This window comes from Halomonas sp. LES1 (assembly GCF_031846005.1).
Classification (GTDB): Bacteria; Pseudomonadota; Gammaproteobacteria; order Pseudomonadales; family Halomonadaceae; genus Halomonas.
Window position 1 is genome coordinate 607,281 of sequence record NZ_JAVRGC010000001.1, and the last position, 26,593, is coordinate 633,873.

The 26,593-nt window shown below is 64.5% G+C and carries 24 protein-coding genes; 4 read left to right on the forward strand and 20 right to left on the reverse strand.

Annotated features, from left to right (window positions below):
- Positions 1-9: 9 nt before the first annotated feature.
- The 12 genes from RM463_RS02915 to RM463_RS02970 form a co-directional block, all read right to left on the reverse strand.
- A complete protein-coding gene (locus RM463_RS02915; protein WP_311428907.1) occupies positions 10-843 on the reverse strand; it encodes a hypothetical protein in 834 nt (277 codons plus the stop codon).
- 74 nt (positions 844-917) lie between these two features.
- On the reverse strand, positions 918-2,225 hold the full coding sequence (locus RM463_RS02920; RefSeq protein WP_409230094.1) for a Na+/H+ antiporter NhaC family protein: 1,308 nt from the start codon (positions 2,223-2,225) through the stop codon (positions 918-920).
- Positions 2,226-2,464: 239 nt separating this feature from the next.
- Positions 2,465-3,997 (reverse strand): histidine ammonia-lyase, encoded by a 1,533-nt coding sequence (gene hutH / locus RM463_RS02925; protein WP_311428909.1) that lies wholly within the window; start codon positions 3,995-3,997, stop codon positions 2,465-2,467.
- A 14-nt stretch (positions 3,998-4,011) separates the two neighbouring features.
- Entirely contained in the window at positions 4,012-5,694 is a 1,683-nt protein-coding gene (hutU, locus tag RM463_RS02930; RefSeq protein ID WP_311428910.1) for a urocanate hydratase, read from the reverse strand.
- 58 nt (positions 5,695-5,752) lie between these two features.
- The gene (hutG, locus tag RM463_RS02935; protein WP_311428911.1) at positions 5,753-6,715 is read right to left on the reverse strand and encodes a formimidoylglutamase; all 963 of its coding nucleotides are present in this window, start codon (positions 6,713-6,715) and stop codon (positions 5,753-5,755) included.
- A complete protein-coding gene (hutI, locus tag RM463_RS02940; RefSeq protein WP_311428912.1) occupies positions 6,705-7,922 on the reverse strand; it encodes an imidazolonepropionase in 1,218 nt (405 codons plus the stop codon). Before hutI ends, hutG begins: the two co-directional genes overlap by 11 nt.
- 450 nt (positions 7,923-8,372) lie before the next feature.
- A complete protein-coding gene (gene hutC, locus RM463_RS02945; RefSeq protein ID WP_311428913.1) occupies positions 8,373-9,089 on the reverse strand; it encodes a histidine utilization repressor in 717 nt (238 codons plus the stop codon).
- A gap of 256 nt (positions 9,090-9,345) precedes the next feature.
- Complete coding sequence (locus RM463_RS02950) at positions 9,346-10,230, reverse strand: glutathione S-transferase N-terminal domain-containing protein (protein WP_311428914.1); 885 nt, start codon at positions 10,228-10,230, stop codon at positions 9,346-9,348.
- A gap of 166 nt (positions 10,231-10,396) precedes the next feature.
- Positions 10,397-12,223, reverse strand: coding sequence for an acyl-CoA dehydrogenase C-terminal domain-containing protein (locus tag RM463_RS02955; RefSeq protein ID WP_311428915.1), 1,827 nt, complete (start codon positions 12,221-12,223; stop codon positions 10,397-10,399).
- 319 nt (positions 12,224-12,542) lie between these two features.
- Positions 12,543-13,310 carry an SDR family NAD(P)-dependent oxidoreductase gene (locus tag RM463_RS02960; RefSeq protein ID WP_311428916.1) on the reverse strand — a complete coding sequence of 256 codons (768 nt, stop codon included), beginning with the start codon at positions 13,308-13,310 and terminating at the stop codon, positions 12,543-12,545.
- A 14-nt stretch (positions 13,311-13,324) separates the two neighbouring features.
- Positions 13,325-14,989 (reverse strand): AMP-binding protein, encoded by a 1,665-nt coding sequence (locus RM463_RS02965; protein WP_311428917.1) that lies wholly within the window; start codon positions 14,987-14,989, stop codon positions 13,325-13,327.
- A gap of 168 nt (positions 14,990-15,157) precedes the next feature.
- Positions 15,158-15,733 carry a TetR/AcrR family transcriptional regulator gene (locus RM463_RS02970; protein WP_311428918.1) on the reverse strand — a complete coding sequence of 192 codons (576 nt, stop codon included), beginning with the start codon at positions 15,731-15,733 and terminating at the stop codon, positions 15,158-15,160.
- Between the two features lie 173 nt (positions 15,734-15,906).
- Between RM463_RS02970 and RM463_RS02975 the strand changes: the two genes are divergently transcribed.
- Positions 15,907-17,094: an acetyl-CoA C-acyltransferase gene (locus RM463_RS02975; protein ID WP_311428919.1), complete on the forward strand. Its 1,188-nt coding sequence runs from the start codon at positions 15,907-15,909 to the stop codon at positions 17,092-17,094.
- 18 nt (positions 17,095-17,112) lie between these two features.
- Here the strand turns inward: RM463_RS02975 and RM463_RS02980 are convergent, their stop codons facing one another.
- Together RM463_RS02980 and RM463_RS02985 are read right to left on the reverse strand one after the other, a co-directional pair.
- Positions 17,113-17,916, reverse strand: a complete 804-nt coding sequence (locus RM463_RS02980; RefSeq protein ID WP_311428920.1) for an ABC transporter permease — start codon at positions 17,914-17,916, stop codon at positions 17,113-17,115.
- Complete coding sequence (locus RM463_RS02985; RefSeq protein ID WP_311428921.1) at positions 17,907-18,521, reverse strand: ATP-binding cassette domain-containing protein; 615 nt, start codon at positions 18,519-18,521, stop codon at positions 17,907-17,909. The genes RM463_RS02980 and RM463_RS02985 overlap by 10 nt, the downstream gene beginning before the upstream one ends.
- A 227-nt stretch (positions 18,522-18,748) precedes the next feature.
- On the opposite strand from RM463_RS02985, the gene RM463_RS02990 reads away from it, so the two are divergent.
- Genes RM463_RS02990 through RM463_RS03000 form a run of 3 tightly spaced genes read left to right on the forward strand, consistent with a single transcriptional unit; the run spans position 18,749 to position 20,449 of the window.
- On the forward strand, positions 18,749-18,907 hold the full coding sequence (locus RM463_RS02990) for a hypothetical protein (RefSeq protein ID WP_311428922.1): 159 nt from the start codon (positions 18,749-18,751) through the stop codon (positions 18,905-18,907).
- Between the two features lie 3 nt (positions 18,908-18,910).
- Positions 18,911-19,195, forward strand: a complete 285-nt coding sequence (locus RM463_RS02995) for a CC/Se motif family (seleno)protein (protein ID WP_311428923.1) — start codon at positions 18,911-18,913, stop codon at positions 19,193-19,195.
- A gap of 39 nt (positions 19,196-19,234) precedes the next feature.
- Entirely contained in the window at positions 19,235-20,449 is a 1,215-nt protein-coding gene (locus RM463_RS03000; RefSeq protein ID WP_311428924.1) for an MFS transporter, read from the forward strand.
- On the opposite strand, the gene RM463_RS03005 is transcribed toward RM463_RS03000, so the two are convergent.
- The 6 genes from RM463_RS03005 to pstC form a co-directional block, all read right to left on the reverse strand.
- Positions 20,450-20,800 (reverse strand): metalloregulator ArsR/SmtB family transcription factor, encoded by a 351-nt coding sequence (locus tag RM463_RS03005; RefSeq protein ID WP_311428925.1) that lies wholly within the window; start codon positions 20,798-20,800, stop codon positions 20,450-20,452.
- Positions 20,801-20,831: 31 nt separating this feature from the next.
- Entirely contained in the window at positions 20,832-22,064 is a 1,233-nt protein-coding gene (gene arsJ, locus RM463_RS03010) for an organoarsenical effux MFS transporter ArsJ (RefSeq protein ID WP_311428926.1), read from the reverse strand.
- Complete coding sequence (locus RM463_RS03015; protein ID WP_311428927.1) at positions 22,057-23,100, reverse strand: ArsJ-associated glyceraldehyde-3-phosphate dehydrogenase; 1,044 nt, start codon at positions 23,098-23,100, stop codon at positions 22,057-22,059. The genes arsJ and RM463_RS03015 overlap by 8 nt, the downstream gene beginning before the upstream one ends.
- Before the next feature lie 147 nt (positions 23,101-23,247).
- A complete protein-coding gene (pstB, locus tag RM463_RS03020; protein ID WP_311428928.1) occupies positions 23,248-24,090 on the reverse strand; it encodes a phosphate ABC transporter ATP-binding protein PstB in 843 nt (280 codons plus the stop codon).
- Between the two features lie 26 nt (positions 24,091-24,116).
- Entirely contained in the window at positions 24,117-25,283 is a 1,167-nt protein-coding gene (gene pstA / locus RM463_RS03025) for a phosphate ABC transporter permease PstA (protein ID WP_311428929.1), read from the reverse strand.
- Positions 25,284-25,301: 18 nt separating this feature from the next.
- On the reverse strand, positions 25,302-26,558 hold the full coding sequence (gene pstC / locus RM463_RS03030) for a phosphate ABC transporter permease subunit PstC (protein ID WP_311428930.1): 1,257 nt from the start codon (positions 26,556-26,558) through the stop codon (positions 25,302-25,304).
- Positions 26,559-26,593 lie beyond the last annotated feature (35 nt).

Below are 26,593 nucleotides of genomic sequence, written 5' to 3' on the forward strand. Positions count from 1 at the left end.
TTCACACCTTCAGGAAGGGTCCGACGAGGTCCGACCGTAGAACAGCTCCGAGGTGAGATCATTCAATCGCATATTGTCATGTTCGCCGTAGGTGAGCACGGAGTTGATTCGCGGCGTTTCCCCTTCCACCAGCGCAACCCGGTGCATGGCGCAGTTGCCGTGGAAGAAGGCGAGCGTACCCGGTTCGCCAGACTGGACCTTGATCCTGGAGCGATCACCCTGAAGCACTTTCCTGACGTCGTCGTAGCACTCTTCCTCCTTGGTGCGCAGCGCGGGAACATATTCGAAATCGCCACCCATGTCAGCCTTCTGGTACATCACCGTGATCGAGAACTCACTGTTGTCGAAGTGCCAGCCCAGCTCTTCACCTGGATGGAATCGAGTGATCTGCAGGGCGTCCAGCGGATCGGCACTGCGGTAAAGCACCGGTTTTTCCAGCACTGCGGCGATGAAACGCGTCAGATCATTCGATTCGTACAGCCGCCGCAGGGGAGCGTCTTCGGGAATGTGATCGTAGGCGATACCGTGCTTGGCCGAGCGCACGGGATAGGCCAGCGGATGATCCGCATCGACCGTTTCATCGAAGGGGGTGAAGTAGACGTTATGTTCTCTATCGCTGACCCAGGCCTTGTCCTTCAGCTGGTCAGCCAGTTCCACCATCCGAGCGACTGCCTCTGGCTTGATAAAGCCCGCCAGCGTGCAGCAGCCATCCTTGGCAAGCTCCTGGCGGCAGCTATCAATCAGCGCCTTGCCTTTTTCGCTGTCGAGTTCATGAATCGGATACTTGTCCAGATCGACGACATCCGCATAGACAGGAAGGGTTGAGCTAGTTACATGAGACATGGTTTTTATCCTTTTCAGGTTGATACCCAAGGGATTGCTAACGGCTCTGCGTGATAAAGCATTCGCCACAGCCTTTACAGCAGCATCGCGGCAATCCAGCCAAAGATGATCAGCGGTATGTTGAAGTGAATGAACGTTGGAACGACCGTGTCCCAGATATGATCGTGCTGTCTATCCACGTTAAGGCCCGCGGTGGGGCCAAGGGTGGAGTCAGAGACCGGTGACCCGGCATCGCCAAGCGCCCCGGCGGTACCGATCAGGGCAATGATGGCCATGGCAGAAAAATCATAGGCAAGGCCCATGGGCACGAAGATGGCAGCAATGATGGGCACGGTGGAGAAGGAGGAACCGATCCCCATGATGATGATAAGGCCGACTATCAGCATGGCCAGGGCTGCCAGGGCGCGGCTGTCGCCAATTAATGCCACCGCCTGTTCAACGAGTACGGGAACGTCGCCGGTAGCGCGCATCACAGCGGCAAAACCCGCGGCCGCCACCATGATAAAGCCAACCATGGCCATCATGCGCATGCCGTTATCGAAGATCGTATCCTGCTCGCTCCACCTCATCACACCACTTAATGCCAACAGGGAAAACCCCACCATGCCGCCAAATACCATGGAGCCGGTAATCAGCTGAACGATAAGCGTCGAGGCAATAGCAACCGCCACCAGAAGCTTTTGAATTGGCTGCAGAGGCTTTTCTTCTCGCTCTTCTTCGGCCTTTATCGGCGCATCCGAGTACACCCGCTTTTTTCTGTAAGTGAACATAATGGCCACCAACAGTCCCACCAACATGCCGAAAGCCGGTATGAGCATCGCCCGAGGTGCCATATGACGAGTCACCAAAAAGTCGAGCTCCGCGCCTGCCTCATTGATGCTGTAGATCAGAATGTCATTCAAGTAGATGGCACCATAGCCAACCGGAAAGATCATGTATTTCACGACGATACCGAAGCAGATGACGCAGCCGATGATGCGCCGATCCAGCTGCATCTTGTTGAATACAAGCAGCAGCGGTGGTATGAGCAGCGGTATGAAGGCAATGTGCACGGGAACGATGGTACCGGACGCTATACTGATCAGCAGCAGCAGGATATAAATGCCCCACTTGGTCTTCTCGATGTTCTTGTCGCTGTCGGATTGACCCACGACAGCAAGCATCCGTGAGGAAATATAGGAGGCAACACCGGTGCGGGACAGCGCGACAGCAAAGGCCCCCAGAGCCGCCAGCGCGAGTGCGATGGGGGCGCCACTGCCGAGTCCGTCGTTGAATTCTTGAACGACCGACTCGATGGGTAATCCGGCATAGACGCCGCCGACGATGGCAGACAGGATCAGCGCCAGCACCACCGATACCCGTAGCATGCTTAGCGTAACCATGAGCCCTACGGACAAGACGATTGCATTGGCGTCGGTCACCAGCAGCAAAATAACCGACAGGATAACCGTAAAGGATATGACCGCTATGGAGGTAAGGTTTTTCGAGCTGATAGAGCCTGGGCTCCAAGTCGCTACTTTCATAATTGCCACCTTTGTTGTGTTGTCTGGCAAAGATCACGAATGCCCGCCTTGAGCTTGCCCGCGCCGCTTCGACGCGAGCAACCTGCCTGGCGAACTGCTTACTGACTCGGCAACACTCCTCCAGGAAAAAGCCCCCTTAGGGTGCGTTCGCGCAGCAGCTCACTGGCGGCTTCGATGTCCGGCGCAAAGAAGCGATCCTGCTCGTAGTGGCTGACCCGCTCACGCAGCAGCTGCCTGGCCTGCTCCAACGTGTCGGTGCTTTTCAGGCCGTGACGCATGTCGAGTCCCTGGCAGGCGCCCAACCACTCGATGGCCAGAATGCCTCGCACGTTGTCGGCCATCTCCCAGAGGCGTTTGCCGGCGGCGGGAGCCATGGAGACATGGTCCTCCTGATTGGCAGAGGTAGGTAGACTGTCGACGCTATGCGGATGCGCCAGGGCCTTGTTCTCGCTGGCAAGCGCCGCCGCGGTGACCTGAGCGATCATGAAGCCCGAGTTGACCCCGCCATTCTCCACCAGGAAGGGAGGCAGCTGGGACATGTGCTTGTCCATCATCAGCGAGATACGCCGCTCGGCCAGCGAGCCCGTCTCGGCAATGGCCAGCGCCAGGTTGTCGGCCGCCATGGCGACCGGCTCGGCGTGGAAGTTGCCGCCGGAGATGATATCGTCGTCATCGGCAAATACCAGCGGGTTGTCCGAGACTGCATTGATCTCCACCGCCAGCACCTCGGCCGCCTGGCGGAGCTGGGTCAAAACGGCACCCATCACCTGGGGCTGGCAACGCAAGGAATAAGGGTCCTGGACCTTATCACAGTCGACGTGGGAGTCACCGATCGCACTGCCCTCGCCCAGCAGGTGGCGATAAGCGGCAGCGGCATCGATCTGGCCGCGCTGGCCGCGCACCGCATGAACCCGAGCGTCGAAAGGCGCGCGCGAGCCCAGGGTAGCCTCCACGGTCAATGACCCGCACACCGTGGCCGCGGCAAATAGATCCTCGGCGTCGAAGAGGCCGCGGAGTGCATAGGCGGTGGAGACCTGCGTGCCGTTGAGCAGAGCCAGGCCCTCCTTGGGCGCCAGGGAAATCGGCTCCAGCCCCGCGATCTCGAGAGCGTGACGGGCCGGCAGCCACTCGCCCTTGTGGCGTGCCTGTCCTTCGCCCAGCAATACCACGCTCATATGCGCCAGCGGCGCCAGATCACCGGAGGCCCCTACCGAGCCCTTGACCGGGATATGGAGATAGACCTCGGCGTTGACCAACGCCATCAGGGCGTCGAGCACCTCGCGGCGGATGCCGGAAAACCCGCGCGCCAGGCTGTTGACCTTCAGCACCATGATCAACCGCACCAGGTCGTCGTCCAGAGCCGCGCCGACACCGGTGGCATGCGACAGCACCAGGGACCGCTGCAGCGCCTCGAGATCTTCATCGGCAATACGGGCCTGGGCCAGCAGCCCGAAGCCGGTGTTGATGCCATAGACGGTGCGGTTCTCGGCGACAACCCGGTTGACGCAGTCGACCGACTTTCCGATATCGACATCGGCACTGGTTGGCAGGCTGACGCTGATGGGGTCCTGGAAAACCTGGCGCGCTTGCGCCAGGGTCATCCTGCCAGGCTGAATCTCGAGATGGGGCATGGGAAAGTCTCCTGTTATTCGTTGTTGAGCATCGGCAGGTCGAGGCCATTGTCACGGGCGCACTCCTTGGCGATCTCGTAACCGGCATCGGCATGACGCATGACACCGGTACCCGGATCGTTGCGCAGCACGCGGCCCAGGCGGGCGTGGGCATCGTCCGTACCGTCGGCAACGATCACCACGCCGGCGTGCTGGGAGTAGCCCATGCCCACGCCGCCGCCGTGGTGCAGGGAGACCCAGGTAGCACCGCCGGCGGTATTGAGCAGGGCATTGAGCAGCGGCCAGTCGGAGACGGCGTCGGAGCCGTCCATCATCGACTCGGTCTCGCGGTTGGGGCTGGCCACCGAGCCGGAATCCAGGTGGTCACGACCGATGACCACGGGCGCCTTGAGCTCGCCGTTCTTGACCATCTCGTTGAAGGCCTGGCCCAGGCGGGCGCGGTCCTTGAGACCCACCCAGCAGATGCGTGCCGGCAGGCCCTGGAAGCTAATGCGCTCGCGCGCCATGTCGAGCCAGTTGTGGAGGTGCGGATCGTCGGGGATCAGCTCCTTGACCTTCTGGTCGGTCTTGTAGATGTCCTCCGGGTCGCCGGAGAGCGCCGCCCAGCGGAACGGGCCGATGCCTTGGCAGAATAGCGGACGGATATAGGCCGGCACGAAGCCAGGGAAGTCGAAGGCATTCTCGACGCCCTCTTCCATCGCCATCTGGCGGATGTTGTTGCCATAGTCGAAGGTCGGCACGCCCATCTTCTGGAAGTCGAGCATCGCCTGAACATGCACCGCCATGGACCGCTTGGCGGCCTTGACGGTGGCCTCGGGCTCGGCCTTGCCACGCGTCACGTACTCCTCCCAGCTCCAGCCGGCGGGCAGGTAGCCATGCAGGGGGTCGTGGGCGCTGGTCTGGTCGGTGACCATGTCCGGCTTGACCCCGCGCTTGACCAGCTCCGGTAGTACATCCGCGGCGTTGGCACACAGGCCGATGGAGACCGCCTGGCCATCCTTGGTGTATTTCTCGATGCGGGCCAGGGCGTCGTCCAGATCCTCGGCCTGCTCGTCGAGGTAGCGGGTGCGCAGGCGGAAATCGATGCTGGTCTGCTGGCACTCGATGTTGAGTGAGCAGGCACCGGCCAGGGTGGCCGCCAGCGGCTGGGCACCCCCCATGCCCCCGAGGCCGGCGGTCAGAATCCAGCGCCCCTTGAGCTCGCCGTCGAAGTGCTGGCGACCGGCCTCGACGAAGGTCTCGTAGGTGCCTTGCACGATGCCCTGGGAACCGATGTAGATCCACGAGCCGGCGGTCATCTGGCCGTACATCATCAGGCCCTTGCGATCCAGCTCGTTGAAGTGCTCCCAGTTGGCCCAGGCAGGCACCAGATTGGAGTTGGCGATCAGCACGCGCGGCGCGTCCTTGTGGGTCTCGAAGACGCCCACCGGCTTGCCGGACTGCACCAGCAGGGTCTGGGTATCCTCCAGGCGCTGCAGGGTCTCGACGATCTTGTCGTAGCACTCCCAGTCGCGAGCGGCACGGCCGATGCCGCCATACACCACCAGATCCTCGGGGCGCTCGGCCACGTCGGGGTGCAGGTTGTTCATCAGCATGCGCAGCGGGGCCTCGGTCAGCCAGCTCTTGCAGCTGCGCTCGGGTCCGATGGGAGCGGCAATCTTGCGGGATGGGTCGTGACGCTTGTCTTGCTGGGTCATGGCGTATGGCCTCTGGAGTCTCGATGGATTGTCGTGGTGGTGGTGGAGCCGTGGGCTCTCAGTCGTTCAGGGTCAGCAGATGCACCAGGCGAGCTGCCGCCCTGGCGGTGCGACCGTCGATATCACGGCCGGGGTTGAGCTCCGCCAGGTCAGCCAGGCGCAGCTTGCCGCTATCTCGTATGCCCTCGATCAGCGGCTCGATCAGGGCGAGCGCAACGCCACGAGCGGCCGGTGCGCTCACCCCGGGAGCCTCGGCGGCAGGCAGCACGTCCAGGTCGATGGTCAGGTAGACGTGGTCGCAGTCGCGGATAAAGCCTGCGAGGTCCTGCTCGATGTTGGTCAGGCGTGATACGGTGATCTCGCGATCCTCACGCACCAGCACGCCAAGCTCGTCGGCGCGGCCGAACAGTGCTCGCGTATTGGCGGCACGGCTCACCCCCAGGCAGGCATAGCGAAATGCCCAACCGCGCTCCTCGCAGTCGTTGGCAATCTGGGAAAAGGGCGTGCCCGAGGAGCGCACGTGCCGCGGGTCGCGCAGATCGAAATGGGCATCCAGATTGACGATACCGACGCGTGGCGCCGTCTCTTCGCTGGTCGCCAGATGCTGGGCAAGCCCCGACCAGCTGGCATAGGCCACCTCATGACCGCCACCCAGCACGATGGGCAGGTGCCCTTCGCCCAGCAGTGCGGCGAGCCGATCGGCCAGCGCCTGCTGGGCCTCTTCCATGGCATCGCCCTCACAACGCACGTCACCGGCGTCATAGGCAGGCCCTCGGCGGTGCCAGGCCAGCGGTGCCAGGGCGCGGCGCATGGCCTCGGGACCTTCGGCCGCACCGGTGCGGCCCTGATTGCGAGCCACGCCGGCATCGCAGGCGAAGCCCAACAGTGCGCAGCCGGGGGCAGCGCCCTCGGTCAGCGCCTGGACCTTCTGGTGCCAGCGCTCGCTGTCGGGCTCGGGATCGGTGCGCCCTTGCCACAGAGAACTGTCGAAGCCGTAGTGAAGCGAGGTATCAGACGGCATGGGTCAGCTCTCCCTGTAACAGGCGCTGGCGCAGGCGACCAGGCTGAACGGCATAGGCCAATGCGGCTGGGGTATCGATATCCCAGATGCACAGATCGGCGGTAGTCCCCTCCTGGATCCGCCCCCCTCCCTTGAGCCCGAGGGCGGTCGCCCCATGGGCGGTCATGCCGGCCAATGCCTCCTGGGGCGTCAGCCGAAACAGGGTGCAGGCCAGGTTCAGCATCAGCGTGGGCATGAACAGCGGCGAGCTGCCCGGGTTGGCGTCGGTGGCCACCGCCATGGGCACTCCGGCCTCGCGCAGCGCCGCGATGGGAGGTTGCTGGGTCTCGCGCAGGGTATGGAAGGCGCCGGGCAAGATCACCGCGACGCTGCCGGCCTGGCGCATGGCTTTGATGCCCGCGTCATCCAGATACTCGATATGATCGGCAGAGAGCGCACCGTGACGCGCCGCCATGGCGGTGCCACCCAGGTTGGAGAGCTGCTCGGCATGCGCCTTGATCGGCAGCCCATGGGCCTCGGCAGCCTCGAAGACGCGCTCGCACTGCGCCACCGAGAAGGCGATCTTCTCGCAGAATACATCGACGGCATCGGCAAGGCCTTCCTTGGCGGCGGCCGGGATCATCTCCTGGCATATCAGGTCGATATAGCCGTCGCTGTCGTCCTTGAACTCGGGCGGCAACGCATGGGCGCCCAGCAGTGTGGTCACTACCCGCACCGGAAGCACCTCGCCGAGGCGGCGCGCCACGCGCAGCATCTTCAATTCGTCCTCGACCGTCAGGCCGTAGCCGGACTTGATCTCCACGGTGGTGACACCATCGGCGATCAGCGCCTCGAGACGCGGCCGTGCCAGCTCAAGCAGCTGGTCCTCGCTGGCCTCCCGTGTGGCCGTCACGGTGCTCAGGATGCCGCCGCCACGCCGGGCGATCTCCTCATAACTGGTCCCTTCCAGGCGCGCCTCGAACTCATCGGCGCGAGAGCCCCCGAACACCAGGTGGGTATGGCAATCCACCAGGCCCGGCGTCATCACGCCACCGCGCCCCATGTCATGGCAGCCCTCTACCGACGCTTCATCGAACTCCCGCATTGGCACCAGCGACACGATTCGCGCCCCTTCGCTGATGACGGCCATGGACTCGGGCAGTGTGCGCAGCCCATCGAAGACGTGGATATCGCGCCACAATCGGCGCGTCTTGGTGGTTTCCGACATAGAGGCCTCCTCCGGGGTGGCTCAGCAGATGCAGACTCAATGTATATACAATAAGCCAAGCACGCTGGAGAACGTCAAGCCACCTTCTAAAGAGACCAACAGAGAGAAGCCGTACGGGAGAAAGACAACCTTCCTTAATACATCTTTATAAACAGATATTTAAATATAATTCTCGGCCCCACCTCCATTCATTAACGATCGGCATTTTAGACCAATGTCTAACCCTTCTGGCTAGACGGAGGCGCTGGCTTGCCCTGCATTATTGTATATACATATCGAGACAGGCCGCCTATCCCGATCCAGCCTCCGCGAGGCGCAAGACAAGAGACATGCCCATAGATCGCTCCCACTTTGGCTCGGCAACACACTTCTGCCGTCAACCTTGCATACGCAAATGGCCGGGAAGTCCCGGCCATTTGCATTGATACTGGATGAGGGTTACTGGGTTACTCATTCAGGTTCGCGATGCATCGACGAGCGCAGCTTGTAGCGCTCCCCGGGGTGGAGCAGCCGCGCATAGCTGATCAGCTGCTCACCCGACCAGGTGCGACGAATCATGCTCAGGCAGGGACTTGCCGTATCGATCGCTAGCCACTCGGCAGCCTGGTGATCGGGCAGGACCGCTTCGACGATGTGCTCCACATCGGTAATGGGGCAGGCATCCACCAACACCTCATTGGGCGTATGCCGGGAGAAGTCGGTATCGAGATAGTTCGGAACCCAGCGCGGATTGACGAAACGACTTTCGAGCTGGATGGCTACGTCATTTTCGAGATGAAGAATCAAGGTGTGGAAGACCCTGCTGCCGAGCCGCATCCCGAGACGCAGGGCCACCTCATCATCGGCTTCGATCGCCTCACAGGCAATCACCTCGTTACCATAACGATGCCCACGGGATCGCACCTCCTCGGCAATGTTGTACACCTCGACCAACGACGACTCCGCCTTGCGGTCGGTGACGAAGGTACCAAGTCCTGGCTGACGTGTCAGATAGCCTTTCTGGACCAGGTCACGAATCGCCTTGTTGGCGGTCATGCGACTGACCTGGAAATCCCGGGCCAGCTGCTCCTCCGGGGGAATCTGGTGGTGGGCAGGCCACTGACCACTGGCGATCTTGTTCAGCAGGTGTTGCTGTATCTGCAGATAGAGTGGCGGCGCACTAGCCATAAGATCCCCTTCGACCGGAACAAATGTATATACAAATAGTGTATCGCCTGACGTAGGTCCTTTCACCTGCAGTTTTCCCGAAAAAAGTAGTTCCACCTACACTTCAGCTTCTTGGTTATATACCTCAACCTGTATGTCTGCTTCATTGTGAACAACCAAGACGATCAACTCGAAACCGGCCAGACTATTAAGACCACTCACAGCAGCTGATCGGCTGGCTCGAGGAGATGGGCGCTAAGCAGGCGCCTGAGGGAAGTCAGGCGCCACCGGCCAGTACCCGCTCGATAAAGGCCTCGCAGCGCCGTTGGGCCGGTCGCTCGCACAAGCCATCCCAGTAGGCCTCGAACTCGGGGCGGCGAGGGAGTGTACCGAAGTGCATGCCCCAGCCGATGTGCGAGCCCACATAGACATCCGCCGCGCTGAAGGCGTCGCCGGCGATAAAGGGCTTGCCCGCCACGGCTCCAGCCAGGGTATCCACCAGCGTGTAATAGTCGCCGCAGCCCAGGCGCATCGCCTGCTCCGGGCTGGGTGTGACACCCAGGTCGTTGAGGGCGATGGCGCTCTCCAGGGGGCCGGCGGCAAGAAACAGCCAGCGGTAGTAGTCGCCGCGCGCGGCGGGCGGCGGAGCCAGCCCCGCCTCGGGGTAGGCATCGGCCAGATAGGCGCAGATCGCCGCGGCCTCGGTCACCACGGTGTCGCCGTGACGGATGGCGGGCACCTTGCCCAGCGGATTGATGGCGAGGTACTCCGGGGACTTCATGGCGCTGCCGTACTCCAGCGTGACCGTGCGGTAGTTGATGCCGAGCTCCTCCAGCATCCAGTGCACGATGCCGCCACGCGACAGCGGGTTGGTATAGAAGACCAGTGCGTCGGCCGTCGCCTGGGGTGAGGCCCCTTCACCCTGCCCGACCACCTGGGGTTCCTGCAGGGCCGATGGTGGCAGCACCACCTCAGAGGGCAATAGATAGCCCTGGCCGGGTTCGTTGACCACTTCGACCCCCACCGCGCGCAGCACGGCAACCTCCTGGTAGAGGGTACGCAGCGAGATACCCAGGGCCTCGGCAAGGGCGGGGCCAGGCATCGGCTCCTGGCGATGGCGCAGAAGGCGAATGAGCGTCTGCAATCGAGTGGAACGGGTCATGCTGGCCTCCCGGCACCTTGGCGCGCGTCGATACGACGTGTATGTCACGCATGATGCCTGCCCAGCCTCGCCGGCACCAGCAGTCCCAACAGGAAAGGTTCATCGCAAGAAAGGCGGCGAGGTTGCCCTCGCCGCCCATCGATCGTTTTGCCAGGGAAATCTGGTGTCAGATCTCGAAGCCGAGCCCGAAATCTTCGGCGCTGATGGCCATCAGCGGCTCGGCCCCAGCCTCGAGCGCGTCCTTGTGGGCGCGGGTGCGCGGCAGCAGGCGCTGATAGAAGAAGCGCGCGGTATCCAGCTTGGCCCGGTAGAAGGCGGCCTCGTCGGTGCCATCGGCAAGTGCGGCGCGAGCCTGCCGGGCGGCACGAGCGAACAGGTAGGCCAGGGTCACGTAGCCCGAATACATCAGATAGTCGACGCTGGCCGCCCCCACCTCCTCGCGATCGGTCATTGCCTTCATGCCGATCGCCATGGTCATCTCGCCCCACTCCCGGTTGAGCTTGGCCAGCGGGCGGACGAACTCGGCGAGCTCGCTGTTGCCCTCCTCGGCCTGGCAGAACTTGTGGATCTCCCTGGTAAAGGCCTTGAGACTCTCGCCCTGGCTCATCAGCACCTTGCGACCCAGCAGGTCGAGGGCCTGGATACCGGTCGTGCCCTCATAGAGGCGAGTGATGCGCGCATCGCGCACCAGCTGCTCCATGCCCCACTCCTGAATGAAGCCGTGCCCACCGAATACCTGGACGCCTTCGTTGGTCGCCTCGAAGCCCACCTCGGTAAGAAACGCCTTGACGATAGGCGTCAGCAGGCCCAGCAGGGTCTCGGCCCGCGCCTTCTCGTCGGCATCTGTGCCCTGCTCGACGATATCGATCATCTGGGCGGTATACAGCACCAGCATCCGGCCACCCTCGGCGAAGGCCTTCTGGGTCAGCAGCATGCGCCGCACATCCGGATGAACGATGACCGGGTCGGCGACCTTGTCGGGCGCCTTGGCACCGGAGAGTGCACGCATCTGCAGGCGATCGCGCGCATAGGCCAGCGAGTTCTGGAAGCTGGCCTCGGTGAGGCCCAGCCCCTGGATGCCGACCCCGATGCGGGCAGCGTTCATCATGGTGAACATGCAGGCCAGGCCCTTGTTGGGTGCCCCGACCAGAAAGCCCTTCGCCGAGTCGAAGTTCATCACGCAGGTCGCGTTGCCGTGGATACCCATCTTGTGTTCCAGGGAGCCACAAGTGACGCCGTTGCGCTCACCGGGGTTGCCGTCGCTATCGGGCAGGTGCTCATTCGGTAAATACTTCGGCACCACAAACAGCGAGATGCCCCTGGAGCCCTCCGGCGCGTCGGGCAGCTTGGCCAGCACCAGATGGACGATATTCTCGGCCAGGTCATGCTCACCGGCGGAGATAAAGATCTTGGTGCCCGTCACCGCGTAGCTGCCATCGTCATTGGGCATCGCACGGGTCTTGATCAGGCCCAGATCGGTGCCACAGTGAGGCTCGGTCAGGCACATGGTACCGGTCCAGGTGCCCTCCACCAGCTTGGTGAGATAGGTGGCCTGCTGCTCCTCGGTTCCGTGATGACGCAGCGCGTCGGCGGCGCCATGGGAGAGCCCCGGGTACATGCCCCAGGCCAGGTTGGTGGAGCAGACCATCTCGTTGAGCACCATGGCCAGCGAGTGAGGCAGCCCCTGACCACCATGGGCGGGGTCGGCGGCCAGGCTCGGCCAGCCACCCTCGACATACTGGGCGTAGGCCTCCTTGAACCCCCTGGGGGCCTTCACCTCGCCACCCTCCAGCAGGCAGCCCTCGCGGTCGCCGCTCTGGTTCAGCGGCAGCAACACCTCGCGTGAGAAGCGCGCCCCCTCCTCCAGGATGGCGGCGACCACGTCGGGCGTCGCCTCTTCCCCACCGGGCAGGCGAGCATAGTGGCCCGGGTAGTCCAGCATCTCATCCATCACGAAACGAAGGTCACGCAGGGGGGCCTGATAGTCGGGCATCTCGAACTCTCCAATTCTTCGGTTGACCGCCACTCGGTAAACCACAAGAGTGGCGCCAGCTGTCGATTGCAGGAAGGCAACGGCAACCATTTTCAAACATGTGTTTGAAAGTAGCCGCCACACGACCGAGAGTCAAGCGTTCGTTTGAAAGCTCGAGCGGTACGGGCTCTGCTGCCCTCCACTGAACACACCCCAAAAGAGAGAACGCCCCAAAAAAAGAACACACCCCGAAGGTTGGATCGAGTGTCCAGCCTTCGGGGTGCTGTTCAACGACACCGCGGGCATTTTCTTAAAGCTGACAGCTTACGGCGACACCGGGTCACTGCATGCGAATCCCGCCGTCGAGGCGAATCACCTCGCCATTGAGCATGGTATTGGTGATGATCTGTTCGGCCATGCGGGCAAACTCCTCGGGCCGGCCGAGGCGCTTGGGGAAGGGCACGGCGGCCGCCAGGGCCTGGGCGGCCTCATCGGGAATCTCGCTCATCATGGGGGTCTCGAAGACCCCCGGGGCGATGGCCATGACCCTGACGCCGTGACGCGATAGCTCGCGCGCCGCCGGCAGACTCATGCCTACCACCCCGGCCTTGGAGGCGCTGTAGGCGCACTGCCCCACCTGACCGTCGAAGGCGGCGATGGAGGCGGTATTGATGATCACCCCACGCTCGCCATCCTCGCCCGGTGCATTCTTCGACATGGCGGCGGCGGCCAGGCGCATCACGTTGAAGGTTCCCACCAGGTTGATCTGGATCGCACGGTTATAGGCTTCCAGGTCGGCAGGGTTGCCCTCACGGTCGACCAGCTTGCCCACACTGACGACACCGGCACAGTGCACAACTCCCGCAAGACCGCCCTCACCACCGAGTTCGACGGCGGCATCCACCGCGGCCTGGATCTCCTCTCCCGAGGTGACATCGCCACGCACCGCCCGGGCCGCTTTTCCCAGGCGCTCGGCATGGTCATTCACGGCATCGCTCACGTCACAGAGCACCACGCGGCCACCGGCGGCCACCAGGCGCTCGGCGGTGGCCGCACCCAGCCCGGAGGCGGCCCCGGTAATCAGGAAAGTACTGTCTTTGATCTGCATAGGAACTCCTCGAATTACTCGCCTGCGGCCTTGCCGACGGCATCGGCACGCAGCTTGAAGCGTTGGATCTTGCCACTCGGCGTCTTGGGCAGCTCATCCACGAACTCGACCACCCGCGGGAAGGCGTGGGTCGAGAGGCGCTCGCGGACCTGCTGACGGATCTCGTCGGCCAGGGCGTCGCTCGGTTCAAAATTATCGCGAAGCACCACATAGGACTTGATGACCTCGCCGCGGATCTCGTCAGGCTGGCCCACGGCGGCCGATTCGGCCACCGCCGGGTGCGTCATGACACTATTCTCGACATCGGTCGGCCCAACCCGATAGCCGGCGGTGGTGATGATATCGTCATCGCGGCCGGCGAACTGGAAGGTGCCATCCTCGTTGCGGACCACCACGTCACCGGTCAGGTAGTACCCCTCGGCGAAGGGGTGCTTCTCCTGCCAGGTGTAACCGGGGAAGAAGAAGGCCGGAGAGTTCTCGATATCCACCGCCAGCACCCCGGGTTCGCCCGGTGGCAGCTCGTTGTACTCGGCATCGAGGATCGCCAGGCGATAGCCGGGCATGGGTACCCCCATGCCCCCGGCATGCTTGGGATGCTCGAGGGCCTGATGGTTGTTGCAGGTCATGCCGGTTTCGGTCTGACCGTAGTGGTCGGTCACCGGGCACCCCAGGGAGCGCTCCACCCAGTTCACCACTTCGGTATTGAGCGGCTCGCCGGCAGAGCTGGCCGCGCGTAGCTCGAGAGTCTGATGGGCATCGTCGAACAGGCCGGAGGCCTTCATCAGGCGATAGGCGGTGGGGGCAGCGGCAAAGTTGGTGAGGCGGTGACGACGCATGAAGGCCAGTGCGCCCTCGGCCGTAAAGCCTGCCTCACAGAAATGCGTGGTCACACCCAGCAGCAGCGGCCCGGTGATGGCGTAGTAGAGGCCGTAGGCCCAGCCCGGATCGGCCATGTTCCAGAAGCGGTCGCTGTCGCGCAGGCCGACGGCCAGCTCCATATAGAGCGCGAAGGCCGGCATCGCGGCGAGCGGGACGGCCACGCCCTTGGGCTTGCCCACGGTGCCGGAGGTAAACATCTGCAGGAAGGGAGCCTCGCGGTCCAGACGCGGCGGCTGGGTCGCGACCGGTGCATGAGCCAGCGCCTGATGCCAGTCGAGGTCGTCGGCATGCTCGCCGCTGGGGCCTCCCACCGCCAGCACCGGCGGGCACTGGCTCAAGCCGTCGAACTTATAGCGATTGGGGTGATCGGTGATCACCAGCTTGGTATCGGCGCGCCCCAGACGGTAGTCGACGGAGTCGGGGCCGAAGGCGGTGAAGAGTGGCTGATAGACGGCACCGATCCGCCAGGTGGCCAGTATGGCCACCAGCAGCTGGGGCGAGCGTGGCAGCATGCAGGCGATGCGGTCCCCCACGCCGAGGCCACGCTCGGCGAACCAGCCGGCGAGCCTGGCGCTTTCGGCCTCGAGCTCGGCGTAGGTCATCCGGTTGACGTTGCCCTGAGTGTCCTCATGGACCAGGGCCAGAACGTCGCCCCGCCCGGCTCGCAGGTGGCGACCACAGCAGGACTCGAAGGCGTTGAACTTGCCATCCCGGTGGTCGTCCAGGCGGGCGATGACGTCATCGATGGAGAATCGCTCCAGGTAGTCACGGTAGTTGGGCAGGCTGGCTTGCGTGATCATGGGCTGTCCTCATGGGTTGTTTTGTGATTGTTATGGTTAGCAGTTAACGTAAGCGTAAACCTAACAAGCGCTAGGTCTAACCTAGCGAGTCGGACCGCACAGAACAAGGGCAGGAGCAGAGAGAAGCGCCTAGACGATGGTCGAGGCGGCGCCGAACAGGCGCCGGATTCAAGGAGTTGAGGCCGAGCGCGTGATCATGGCCACCAGCTCATCGGCCAGTTCGTCGGGGGTACGCGTGCCTTCCGGGTCATACCAGCGTACCGTCCAGTTGAGCGCCCCCATCACGAAACGGGAGACCAGGAAGCGATCACCGTGGACCAGGCCTTCGGCCAGCGCCTCGTCGATCACCTCTTCCCACAACGCCTCGTAGGCGTCGCGCAGGTGGCTCAGATGGGCACGCGCCTCGGTGTCGAGTCGGCGCCACTCGTAGAGCGCAACCACATGGGCATTGCGATCGGTGAGCAGGGTCTCGAGGTGGGCACGCGCCATGGCATGCAAGCGTGCCGAGGCACTGCTGTCACAGCGGGCAAGGGCGTCTCGAGCGATGACCAGGGCATTCTCGGTACCCTCTTCGATCACCGCAGCCAGGATCTCCTGCTTGTCGCGGAAATGGTGGAAGAGGCTACCGGACTTGATGCCCATCTCCTGGGCCAGCATACGCACCGTGGTACGATCGAAGCCCTCCTGGACGAACAACTGGGCGGCCAGGCGGGTCAACTCCTTGCGGCGTGGGGACGCATTCATTACATTCATCGGCATTCACACTAGCGCTTGCTTGGTTGAATGTGAGAGAACCACAGCCCCGCCAGTCGGTCAACGTGACACAGGGCAACTACAACCATAACGACCATCACAGCCATAACGACCATTACAGCGCGGCTCCATCGGGAACCGCTCTCCACATCGGGAGAACCATCATGAGCCACTCCAACGATATCGTCTTCCTCTCCGCCGCTCGCACCCCCATGGGCGGCATGCTCGGCAGCCTCTCCAGCCTCACCGCCCCCGAGCTCGGCGCCGTGGCCATCCGCGCCGCCATCGAACGTGCCGGCATCGACGCCGAGAGCATCGATGAGGGCATCATGGGGTGCGTGCTGCCGGCCGGCGTCAAGCAGGGGCCCGCACGCCAGGCCATGCGCCAGGCGGGCATTCCAGATGCCATCGGAGCCACCACCATCAACAAGCTGTGTGGCTCGGGCATGAAGGCCACCATGCTGGCCCATGACCTGATTCGCGCGGGTAGCGCCGAGGTCGCCCTGGCCGGCGGCATGGAGTCCATGTCCAACGCCCCCCATGTGCTGCCCAAGGCCCGCGCCGGGTATCGCCTGGGCCATGGCGAGCTGAAGGATCACATGTTCCTCGACGGCCTCGAGGATGCCGAGACCGGCAAGCTGATGGGTGTGTTCGCCCAGGATATCGCCACCCAGCGCGACTACAACCGCGAGCGCCTCGACGACTTCGCCATCGCCTCGCTGGAGCGTGCCATGGAGGCGACCAACGCCGGCCACCTGGATGCCGAGATGGCACCGGTCACCGTCTCCAGCCGCAAGGGCGAAAGCGTGGTCAGCCATGATGAGCAGCCCTTCCAGGCCAAGCTCGACAAGATCCGCTCGCTGCGCCCCGCCTTCGCCAAGGAGGGTACCATCACCGCAGCCAACGCCAGTTCCATCTCCGATGGCGCATCGGCCTTGATCCTGGCAAGCGGTGCCGCCGCCGAGCGGCTCGGCGCCAAGCCTCTGGCACGCATGCTGGGCCACAGCACCCACTCCCAGCATCCGAGCGAGTTCACCATCGCCCCGGTGGGCGCCATCGACAAGCTATTGAAGAAGCTCGACTGGAGCGTGGACGACGTCGACCTGTTCGAGATCAACGAGGCCTTCGCCGTGGTCACCCTGCTGGCCATGGACGGACTCGATATCCCCCATGACAAGGTCAACGTCTTCGGCGGTGCCTGCGCCCAGGGCCACCCCATCGGCTCCACCGGCTCGCGTCTCATCGCGACCCTGATCCACGCTCTGCGCACCAAGGGTGGCAAGCGCGGCATCGCCAGCCTGTGCATCGGCGGCGGTGAGGCCACGGCGGTGGCCGTCGAACTGGTCGATTAAGAGCAAGCGGGGGGCCGACTATCCCCTGGGGCGAGACAGGCGATCCAGGCGCAGTCGCTGGCGGTCATCGAACAGCCGTCGACTTCCCGCTGCCACCGCGGCCAGGGTGCCGAAGCCGGTACCCAGGGTGATGGTGAACATGATAAGAATCTGATACTTAACCGCCAGCCCCGGCGACGTGCCGGCCAGTATCTGGCCGGTCATCATCCCCGGCAGGCTGACCACCCCGGCGGCGGCCATGGCGTTGATCATCGGCATCAGGCCGCTGCGCATCGCCTCGCGGCGAATATCGCCGACCGCCTGCTGCCAAGGCTCACCGAGCATCAGGCGGTTCTCGATCACGGCTCGCTGACGCCAGGCGGTGTCGGTGAGCCGGTCCATCGCCAGGGCCACGCCGGTCATGGTGTTGCCGAGCATCATGCCCAGCAGCGGGATGGCGTACTGGGGGCGATACCAGGGCTCCGGGCCGATGATCAGGGTCAGCGTCAGCACGGTGACGCTGAACGACGACAGGAACATCGCCACGGTGCCGATACCGAAGGCCCAGCCGCCGAGCAGACGACGCCGCTGGCGCGCCATCACCTCGCGTCCGGCGATCAGCAGCATGGCGAGCGCCATCAGTGCCACCCAGTACAGGCGTGCCGAGGCGAACAGCGCTTCGAGCACCAGACCAATCAGCGCCAGCTGGATCACCGTGCGCGACGCGGCGATGAGCAGGCTGCGTCCCATCCCCAGCCTGGCAACAGCGGTGCAGCCGGCCAGCGCCACCACCATCAAGGCCGCCAGGGCCAGCTGCCACCAGGCAAGCGCAATCACATCCATGCCGCCACCTCTATCAGCTCGCTGCCCGCGATGCGCCAGTGGCGTTGTGCCACCCGGGCGATCTGGTCAGGGCTGTGGGCGACCCAGATCACCGGCCAGCCCCGCTCCCGGATGCGCTGGGACAACCAGGTCTCGATCCGTCGGGTGGTGGCGTCGTCCAGATTGGCGGTGGGTTCGTCGAGCAGCAGGGCTGCCGGCTCACGGCAGACCGCCCGCAGCAGTGCCAGGCGCTGCTTCTCTCCGGAGGAGAGCCGCGCCACCTGCCAGTCCAGCACATCTGGGATGAACCCCAACGCCTCCAGGTCCGTGTCACTGGGTCGGGGCATATGCTCGCCCACCCGCTCCGCCCACCACTGACTCTCCGCGGGTACCAGCATGACCTTCGCTCGCCACGCATGCGCCGGCAGTGATGACTGGGCAATATCGCCCAACCATACCTGGCCACCATATGGCTCAAGATCAGCCACGGCACGCAGCAGGCGGCTCTTGCCCGAACCGCTGGGGCCGGAAAGGCAGTGAACCTCGCCAGCATGGATGGTCAGGCTTGCACCGGCAAGCTCACCCACCGCGAGCCGCTCCAGGCTCAGGGCATCGATAGTCGACAAGACAGTCTCCAGGCAACAACACGGCAACCTTATTGAGAATATATGGAAAAATTATATATTGTCGGCACGGACATCCTCGAACTCATCGACCCGCCTTATCGGAAACAGCGTGATCAGCACGCCGAGCAACGACCTGCCCGGTCTCGAACGCTACTCCGAACGCAAGGAGTCGGCCGAGCAGCCAGCCAACCGTGTCAACCAGCGCGCCATCTGACAGGAGTCACGCCATGGCTACACATCAGTCAGCACGGCCCCCTGATACCTCGGAGGGCATGGGGCTCTTCGAGCGTTTTCTCTCGGTATGGGTGGCGCTGGTGCGCATCGCCAATACCACCCGAACCCGCTTCCCGGCCGCCACACCGGCCGGCGACGCCACGAGGAGCTGACCCATGGCCATCGAGTTCAGTGCGCGCGCCCGGACCTGGCTGCAAGACCGTGGCAGCATCGTCACGGTGCGCCTCGCGCCACGCCACGGCTGCTGCGGCAGCCTGGCCAGTCTCGCCGTGGCGGACGCCGCCGCCCCCGCGACGCCACAGCGCTATCGTTGCCTCGACCACGAGGGGATCACGCTCTATATTGCCCCGGAGCTGGCCGACGAGGGGCTGCGTGTCGACCTCGAGGGGTGGGGCCCCTTCCGTCATCTCTACGTGGACGGCGCGCCCCTGTCCAGGTAACCCCCTTGCACCGCGGCGCCCTCCGGTGAGGATCAGACAATGACTGCGACCCTCCTGCGGCGCTTCCCGCTGCTTACCATCGTGCTGGCCCAGCTGTTCGGTACCTCGCTATGGTTCTCCGTCAACGGCGTGGGCCACTCCCTGTCGCGCGATCTGGGCCTCTCCGAGACGGGCCTGGGTCACCTGACCCTGGCCGTGCAGACAGGCTTTATCGCCGGAACGCTGTTTATCGCCACCACCGGCCTGGCCGACCGCTTCCGCGCCAGCCGACTCTTCGCCGTCTCCAGCCTTGCCGGCGCCCTGGCCAATGCCGGCTTCGTGCTGGTAGCCGACCATGTGCCCCTGGCGCTTACCTTGCGCCTGCTGACCGGGCTGTGCCTCGCCGGCATTTACCCGCTGGGCATGAAGCTGGTGATCGGCTGGACCCCGAAGCACACCGGGGCGGCCCTGGCCTGGCTGGTGGGCATGCTGACCCTGGGCACCGCCCTGCCCCACCTGCTGCGCGGCATCACCATCGGCCTGCCCTGGGAGTGGCCGCTGCTGGGGGCCTCACTGCTGGCACTAATCGGCGGCGGCCTGATCCGGCGCCTTGGCGACGGTCCTCATCTGCCCCCTTCGAGCGGCAGTGCAAGACTGACCGAGGGGCTGGCGGCCCTTGGCGAGGGGCGGTTTCGCGCCGTGGCCGGAGGCTACTTCGGACACTGCTGGGAGCTCTATGCACTGTGGACGCTGGTGCCCTTCCTGGTCGCCAGGGAGGTGGCACGTCTCGACGCCTCCCTCGCCTGGGTTCCCTGGCTGTCGTTTGGCATCATCGCCCTGGGGCTTTGCGGCTGTGTGGGCGGCGGGGAGCTGAGCCGACGGCTCGGCAGCCTGTGGGTGGCACGCTGGGCGCTGATTGTCTCGGGGCTGATCTGCCTGGCCTACCCGCTGATGACCTGGCTACCGCCCTGGCTGCTGCTGGGGCTACTGGCCCTATGGGGCCTCAGCGTGATAGCCGATTCGCCGCAGTTCTCGGCCCTGGCCGCGGCCAGTGCCCCTCGCGAACGGGTCGGCTCGACCCTGGCAGTCATGAACACCGTGGGGTTCGCGCTCACCATTCCCGCCATCTCACTGACCACCTCGCTATGGTCTCTTCAAGGAGCCTGGGTGGTGTGGTGGCTGCTGCCAGGGCCGCTGCTGGGACTCTGGGCCATGCGACGCCTGACCGAACAGCAGGCGTCTCCCGTCATCGATACCGAGAGACGCCATGGCTGATCAGCACAGTGCCGCTCGCCGCTCCGGGCGATTGCCCATGAGCGCCAGGCGCTCCTGCAGGGTGACAAGGGCGCCTGCGTGCCCCTCGGCCGCGGCCTCCAGCGCGGCCGCCGCCCAGCCGGGCAGTGCCGGTGCCAGGCCGTAGTAGACCCACTGGCCCTCGCGGCGGTCGTTGAGCAGTCCGCAGTGGCGCAGCTGGGCGAGATGACGGGAGACCTTGGGTTGCGAGGCCTCCAGGGCATGGGTCATCTCGAAGACACACAGCTCCCCCTCGCGCAGGACCAGCAGGGTGAGCATCAGGCGCGTCTCGTCACTCAGGCACTTGAACAGGCGCAGCGGGTCCAGCGTCATCGAGAATTCCTTGTCGAGGCTCTCGGCCATTCTACGCCACGGCCCGGGCCTCCCTGGGTAGTGCCAGGGCCATCAGGGCGCTGGCCACCACCAGGGTCGCCGAGATCCACAGGCAGGCGGCCAGGCCATGGGCTTGGTAGACCCAGCCGGAGAGCAGGGTGCCGGCGAGGCGCCCCATGGCATTGGCCATGTAGTAGAAGCCCACGTCCATGGAGACGCCATCGGCGCGCGCATAGTGGACGATCAGGTAGCTGTGCCAGCTGGAGTTCACGGCGAACAGTACGCCGAAGGCCAGCAGGCCCGTCACCAGCGCGCCCACCTCGGCCAGTGGCAACAGCGCCAGCAGGGCCGGAAGCCCGGCCAGGGCTAGAGCCCAGAAGACCGTAACGCCTCGCGCCCCGCCCTTGACCAGGCCGGTCAGCCGTGGCGCCTGGGTCTGAACCCCGCCATAGCCGATGACCCATATCGCCAGCAGACCGCCCACCGTCCAGTGACTCCAGCCGTGCTGCTCGAAGAGAAATACCGGCAGGGCCACCACGAACCATACATCCCGGGAGGCAAACAGGCAGAGCCGGGCCGCCGAGAGCACATTGACGGCCCTTGAGGAGGAGAACACCTCGCGGAACTTCGGCTTGCGCGCCTGACGGCCCAGATCGGCGGTAAGCCGCCAGAGTGACAGCATCAGCACCCCGCAGAGCATCAGCGCCATCACCAGCACCGCGGCTCGAAAACCGATCAGCGTCAGCAGTGCACCGCCCAGGAAGAAGCCGGCACCCTTCAGCGCATTCTTGGAGCCGGTAAGGATCGCCACCCAGCGGTAGAGGGCACTGCCGGCGCCGACGCTCTCCCCGGGCACCAGCACCCTGACCGCGCTCTTGGCGCTCATCTTGTTGAGATCCTTGGCGACTCCCGAGAGCGCCTGGGCCGTCATCACCCAGGGCACGCTTAGCGCCGTGGCCGGCACCATCAGCATGGCCAGGGCCAGGATCTGCAGGCCGAGCCCCAGGTTCATGGTGCGATTGAGCCCCAGGCGCGCGCCCAGCCAGCCCCCCACCAGATTGGTGACCACCCCGAAGGCCTCGTAGAAGAGAAACAGCAGCGCCACTTCCAGCGGCGAGTAGCCCAGCTGGTGAAAATGAAGCACCACCAGCATGCGCAGCGCGCCGTCGGTCAGGGTGAAGGCCCAGTAGTTACCGGTGATCAACAGGTACTGACGCACCTCGAAGGGCAGTGCCTTGACGCGAGAGGCGAGGGAATCAGCCACGCCCCACCCGCTGGGTGCCTACCCTGAGGACCAGCTCTGCGGTGCGATTGGCGTAGCCCCACTCGTTGTCGTACCAGGCGTAGAGCTTGAGCTGGGTGCCGTTGATGACCAGGGTCGAGAGCGCATCGATGATCGAGCTGCGGGGGTCGGTGCGGTAGTCGATGGAGACCAGCGGGCGCCTTTCAAAGCCCAGAATGCCGGCGAGCTCCCCCTCGGCGGCGGCCTCCAGCGCCGCATTGACCTCCTCCGCGCTGACCTCTCGCTCGAGCTCAAACACCATGTCGGTGAGCGAGGCATTGGCCAGCGGCACACGCACCGCATGGCCGTTCAGCTTGCCCTCGAGTTCGGGGAAGATGGCGGTGATCGCCTTGGCCGAACCGGTGGTGGTGGGAATCAGGCTCATGCCGCAGGCTCGCGAGCGGCGCAGGTCGGGGCTGCTCGGCGAGCTGGGGGTATCGAGGATGACCTGAGTATTGGTGATATCGTGCACCGTGGTCATCGAGCCGTGACGAATGCCGAAGGTCTCGTGAACCACCTTGACCACCGGTGCCAGACAGTTGGTGGTGCAGCTCGCCGCGGTGACGATGCGATGGGCATCGGGGTCGTACTGGTGATCATTGACGCCCACCACCACATTGAGCACCCCCTCCGCCTTGACCGGCGCGCTGACCACCACCCGCTCGACGCCCTGGTCGAGATAGGCCTGCAGGGCCTTCTCGGTCCTGAGCCTGCCGGAACACTCGATGACCACCCGACAGCTCGACCAGTCGCCCTCTTCCGGCGCCTTGCTGGCACCGAAGGTCATCCGTCGGCCGTCGATCACCAGCGCCTCGGATTCCGCCTGGATCCCCTGCCCCGGCGACCACTGACCATGGACCGAATCGAACTCCAGCAGATGGGCGAAGGTCGCGGCGTCACCGCCCGGGTCGTTGAGGTGGACAAGCTCCACCTCACCGGCCTCCACGCGGGGCCAGAGACTGCGCAGCACCAGGCGACCGATGCGCCCGAAGCCGTTGATGCCGATTCGTAGGGTCATGATGCTCTCTCGCCGGAGGATACTGATATCTGAAATTCCATATATAAACCGCCGCGATGTCAATCGCATGACATCATAGACGACCACGGGGAGGCCAAAGCCTCCCCGTGATGCTCTCAATCTCCGATATCCAGCCTCTGACGTCCCTCAGCCGTAGCGGCCGGTGATGTAGTCCTCGGCCTTCCTGGTGGCAGGGTTGGCAAACATCGTCCGGGTATCGTTGTACTCGATGATCTCGCCGAGGTGGAAGAAGGCCGTGTAGTCCGCCACGCGTGCCGCCTGCTGCATGTTATGGGTCACCGTGATGATGGTGAACTGCTCCTTGAGGCGGTCCATCAGGTCCTCGATGGTGGCGGTGGAGATCGGGTCCAGCGCCGAGGTGGGCTCATCCATCAGTATCACGTCGGGCTGCACGGCGATGGCTCGAGCGATGCACAGGCGCTGCTGCTGGCCGCCGGAGAGCGAGGTGCCAGGCTGATGCAGCTTGTCCTTGACCTCCTCCCACAGGCCGGCATCGCGCAGCGCCTTCTCCACCAGTTCGTCCTGCTCCGGCTTGCGGCTGACCAGGTCGTGCATGCGCGGGGCATAGGCGATGTTCTCGTAGATCGACTTGGGGAAGGGATTGGGCTTCTGGAAAACCATGCCCACCCGGCGACGTAGCGCCACCTCGTCCATCTTCACCTGGTTGACGTCACGCCCATCCATCTCCACCAGACCCTCGATGCGCACACCGGGGATCAGGTCGTTCATGCGGTTGAGACAGCGCAGGAAGGTGGACTTGCCACAGCCGGAGGGGCCGATCAATGCGGTGATGTTCTTCTGGAACAGGTCGATATCGAGGCCCTTGAGCGCCTGACTCTCACCGTACCAGAGGTTGAGGTCACGCACGCGGATGCTGAGATCATGGCAGGCGCCCTCGTTGCGGGTATGGGGCTGCCCCACCCGGGATGTGGAACCGGCAAGGTGACGGGGATTGGCTTGGAAAGTCATATCGGTGGTCTCCATGGCGCGCCGGCTTACCAGCGACGCTCGAATTTCTTGCGCAGGATGACGGCGGTGGCATTCAGGAAGATCAGGATGGCCAGCAGGACCAGGATGCCCCCGGCGGTCTTCTCGACGAAGGCCTTCTCGGGCTCCCCGGCCCAGGTGAACACCTGCGCCGGCAGCACCGTGGCGGCCTCTGTCAAGGAGGCCGAGACATCGGGGATAAAGGCCACCATGCCGACGATGATCAACGGCGCGGTCTCTCCCATGGCCTGGGCCAGACCGATGATGGAGCCGGTCATGATGCCGGGCATGGCCAGCGGCAGCACATGGTCGCGGACCACCTGCCAACGCGAGCAGCCCACGCCGAAGGCCGCATGACGGATGGCGTCCGGCACGCTGCGCAGCGCCGTGCGGGTGGCAATGATGATCACCGGCAGGGTCATCAGCGCCAGGGTCATGCCCCCCACCAGCGGCGAGGAGCGCGGCACTCCGAAGAAGTTGATGAAGATCGCCAGCCCCAGCAGCCCGAACAGGATCGAGGGGATCGCCGCCAGGTTATTGATATTGATCTCGATCAGCTGGGTGAAGCGGTTGTCCGGCGCGAACTCCTCCAGGTAGACCGCCGTCATCACCCCGATCGGAAAGGCGATGGCCAGGGTCACCAGCATGGTCATGATGGTGCCGACCGCGGCGGAGAGGATGCCCGAGGCCTCCGGCATCTTGGAGTCTCCGGTGGTGAAGAAGGTGGTATTGAAGCGCAGCTCGACCCGCCCCTCGGCCTCCAGCTCGTCGACCAGGGCCCGCTGGGCGTCGTTGAGCTTGTGACGATGCCCCTTGAGGTACTGGTCGACCTCGCTGTCGGCCAGCACCCAACGCGTCTCCTTGCTGCCCAGCAGCTCGGGGTTCTCGCGCATCTGCACGGGTATCATGCGCTCGAAGGTGCGGCTCACCAGGCGTGACAGGTCACGGTCGAGGGCGGCTCGCCCCATGCGGGCGGCATCCTCGTTGTAGTCGATCTCCACCTGGATCTGCGCCTGCTGAAAGGCCGGCAGCCCCTTGCTCAGCATGTCGGAGAAGAACCACAGGAGGAACAGGCCGGCCAGCCCCAGGGCGCCCATGGAGACCCACTTGAGCCGCGCCGAGCGTCGATGGCGGCGGCGCAGCTGGGCGCTGATCTCGTCGAAGGTTTGACTCATCTCGGCGATTCCTCGGCGTTACAGGTTATTGACGCGATACTTCTCGCGGAAGCGACGGATCATCAGCACCGAGACCAGATTCAGGCTCAGGGTGACGGCGAACAGCACCAGTCCCAGGGCGAAGGCCGAGAGGGTCTCGGCGCTCTCGAACTCCAGGTCACCGGTCAGCGCGGCGACGATGCGTACCGTCACCGTGGTCATGTCCTCGAAGGGGTTGGCGGTAAGGTTGGGGCGCATGCCCGCCGCCATCACCACGATCATGGTCTCGCCCAGCGCCCGGGAGACCGCCAGCAGCGAGGCGGAGATGATCCCGGGCAGCGCCGCGGGGAGGACCACGTCGCGAATGGTCTCGCCCTTGGTCATGCCCAGCGCCAGTGCCCCCTGGCGCATGCTGTCGGGTACCGAATTGATCACGTCGTCGGAGAGCGATGAGATAAAGGGAATGATCATGATGCCCATCACGACCCCCGGCGCCACGGCGTTGTTGAAGGCGGCGTCCAGGCCGAAGGCATTGGCGATGGAGACGATGATCGGCGCCACGGTGATGGCGGCGAAGAAGCCGTAGACCACGGTGGGGATGCCGGCCAGCACCTCCAGGGTCGGCTTGGCCAGGGTGCGCACCCCCCCGGGGGCGAACTCGGCCATGTAGATCGCCGCCAGCAGGCCGACGGGAATGGCGACCAGCATGGCGATGGCGGTGATCATGAAGGTGCCGGCGAATAGCGGCAGCGAGCCGAACTGGGCGGCGCCGGCGCCCTCCTCGGCGCGTCCGGCGGCGGCCAGGAAGCTCGCCCCGGGATTCCAGACCGTGCCGGTGATGAACTCCCAGAAGCTGTGCATCTGGAAGAAGCGCAGGGCCTCGAAGACGATGGAGATCAGGATGCCGAAGGTGGTCAGGATGGAGATCAGCGCCGCGGTGAGCAGCGCACCACGAATCACCCGTTCGATCGCCTTGCGGGCATGGAAGTCGGGCCTTACCTGGCGCATCCCCAACCCCAGCCCGACGGCGGCCACCGCCAGGCTGCCGGCCAGCAGGCCGAGCTGGGGAATCTCGACCTCCAGCAACAGCAACAGGAAGGCCCCGACCGCGCTTACCGCGATGGCCGGACCGGCGGTGGCGAGTACCGCAAACCAGGCATACTGGTCAGGCTGTGCATGCATGGTCGTGCCACCGGCGCGCACCCGCGCGGCCTTGGCACGCCCCAGGAAGAAGGCGATCAGACCCAGCAGCAGCAACACGCCGCCGAACAGGGAAAGAAGTTGATCGGTCTGCATAGGGATCTCTCGATGGCTTACATCGACAGTCGGGC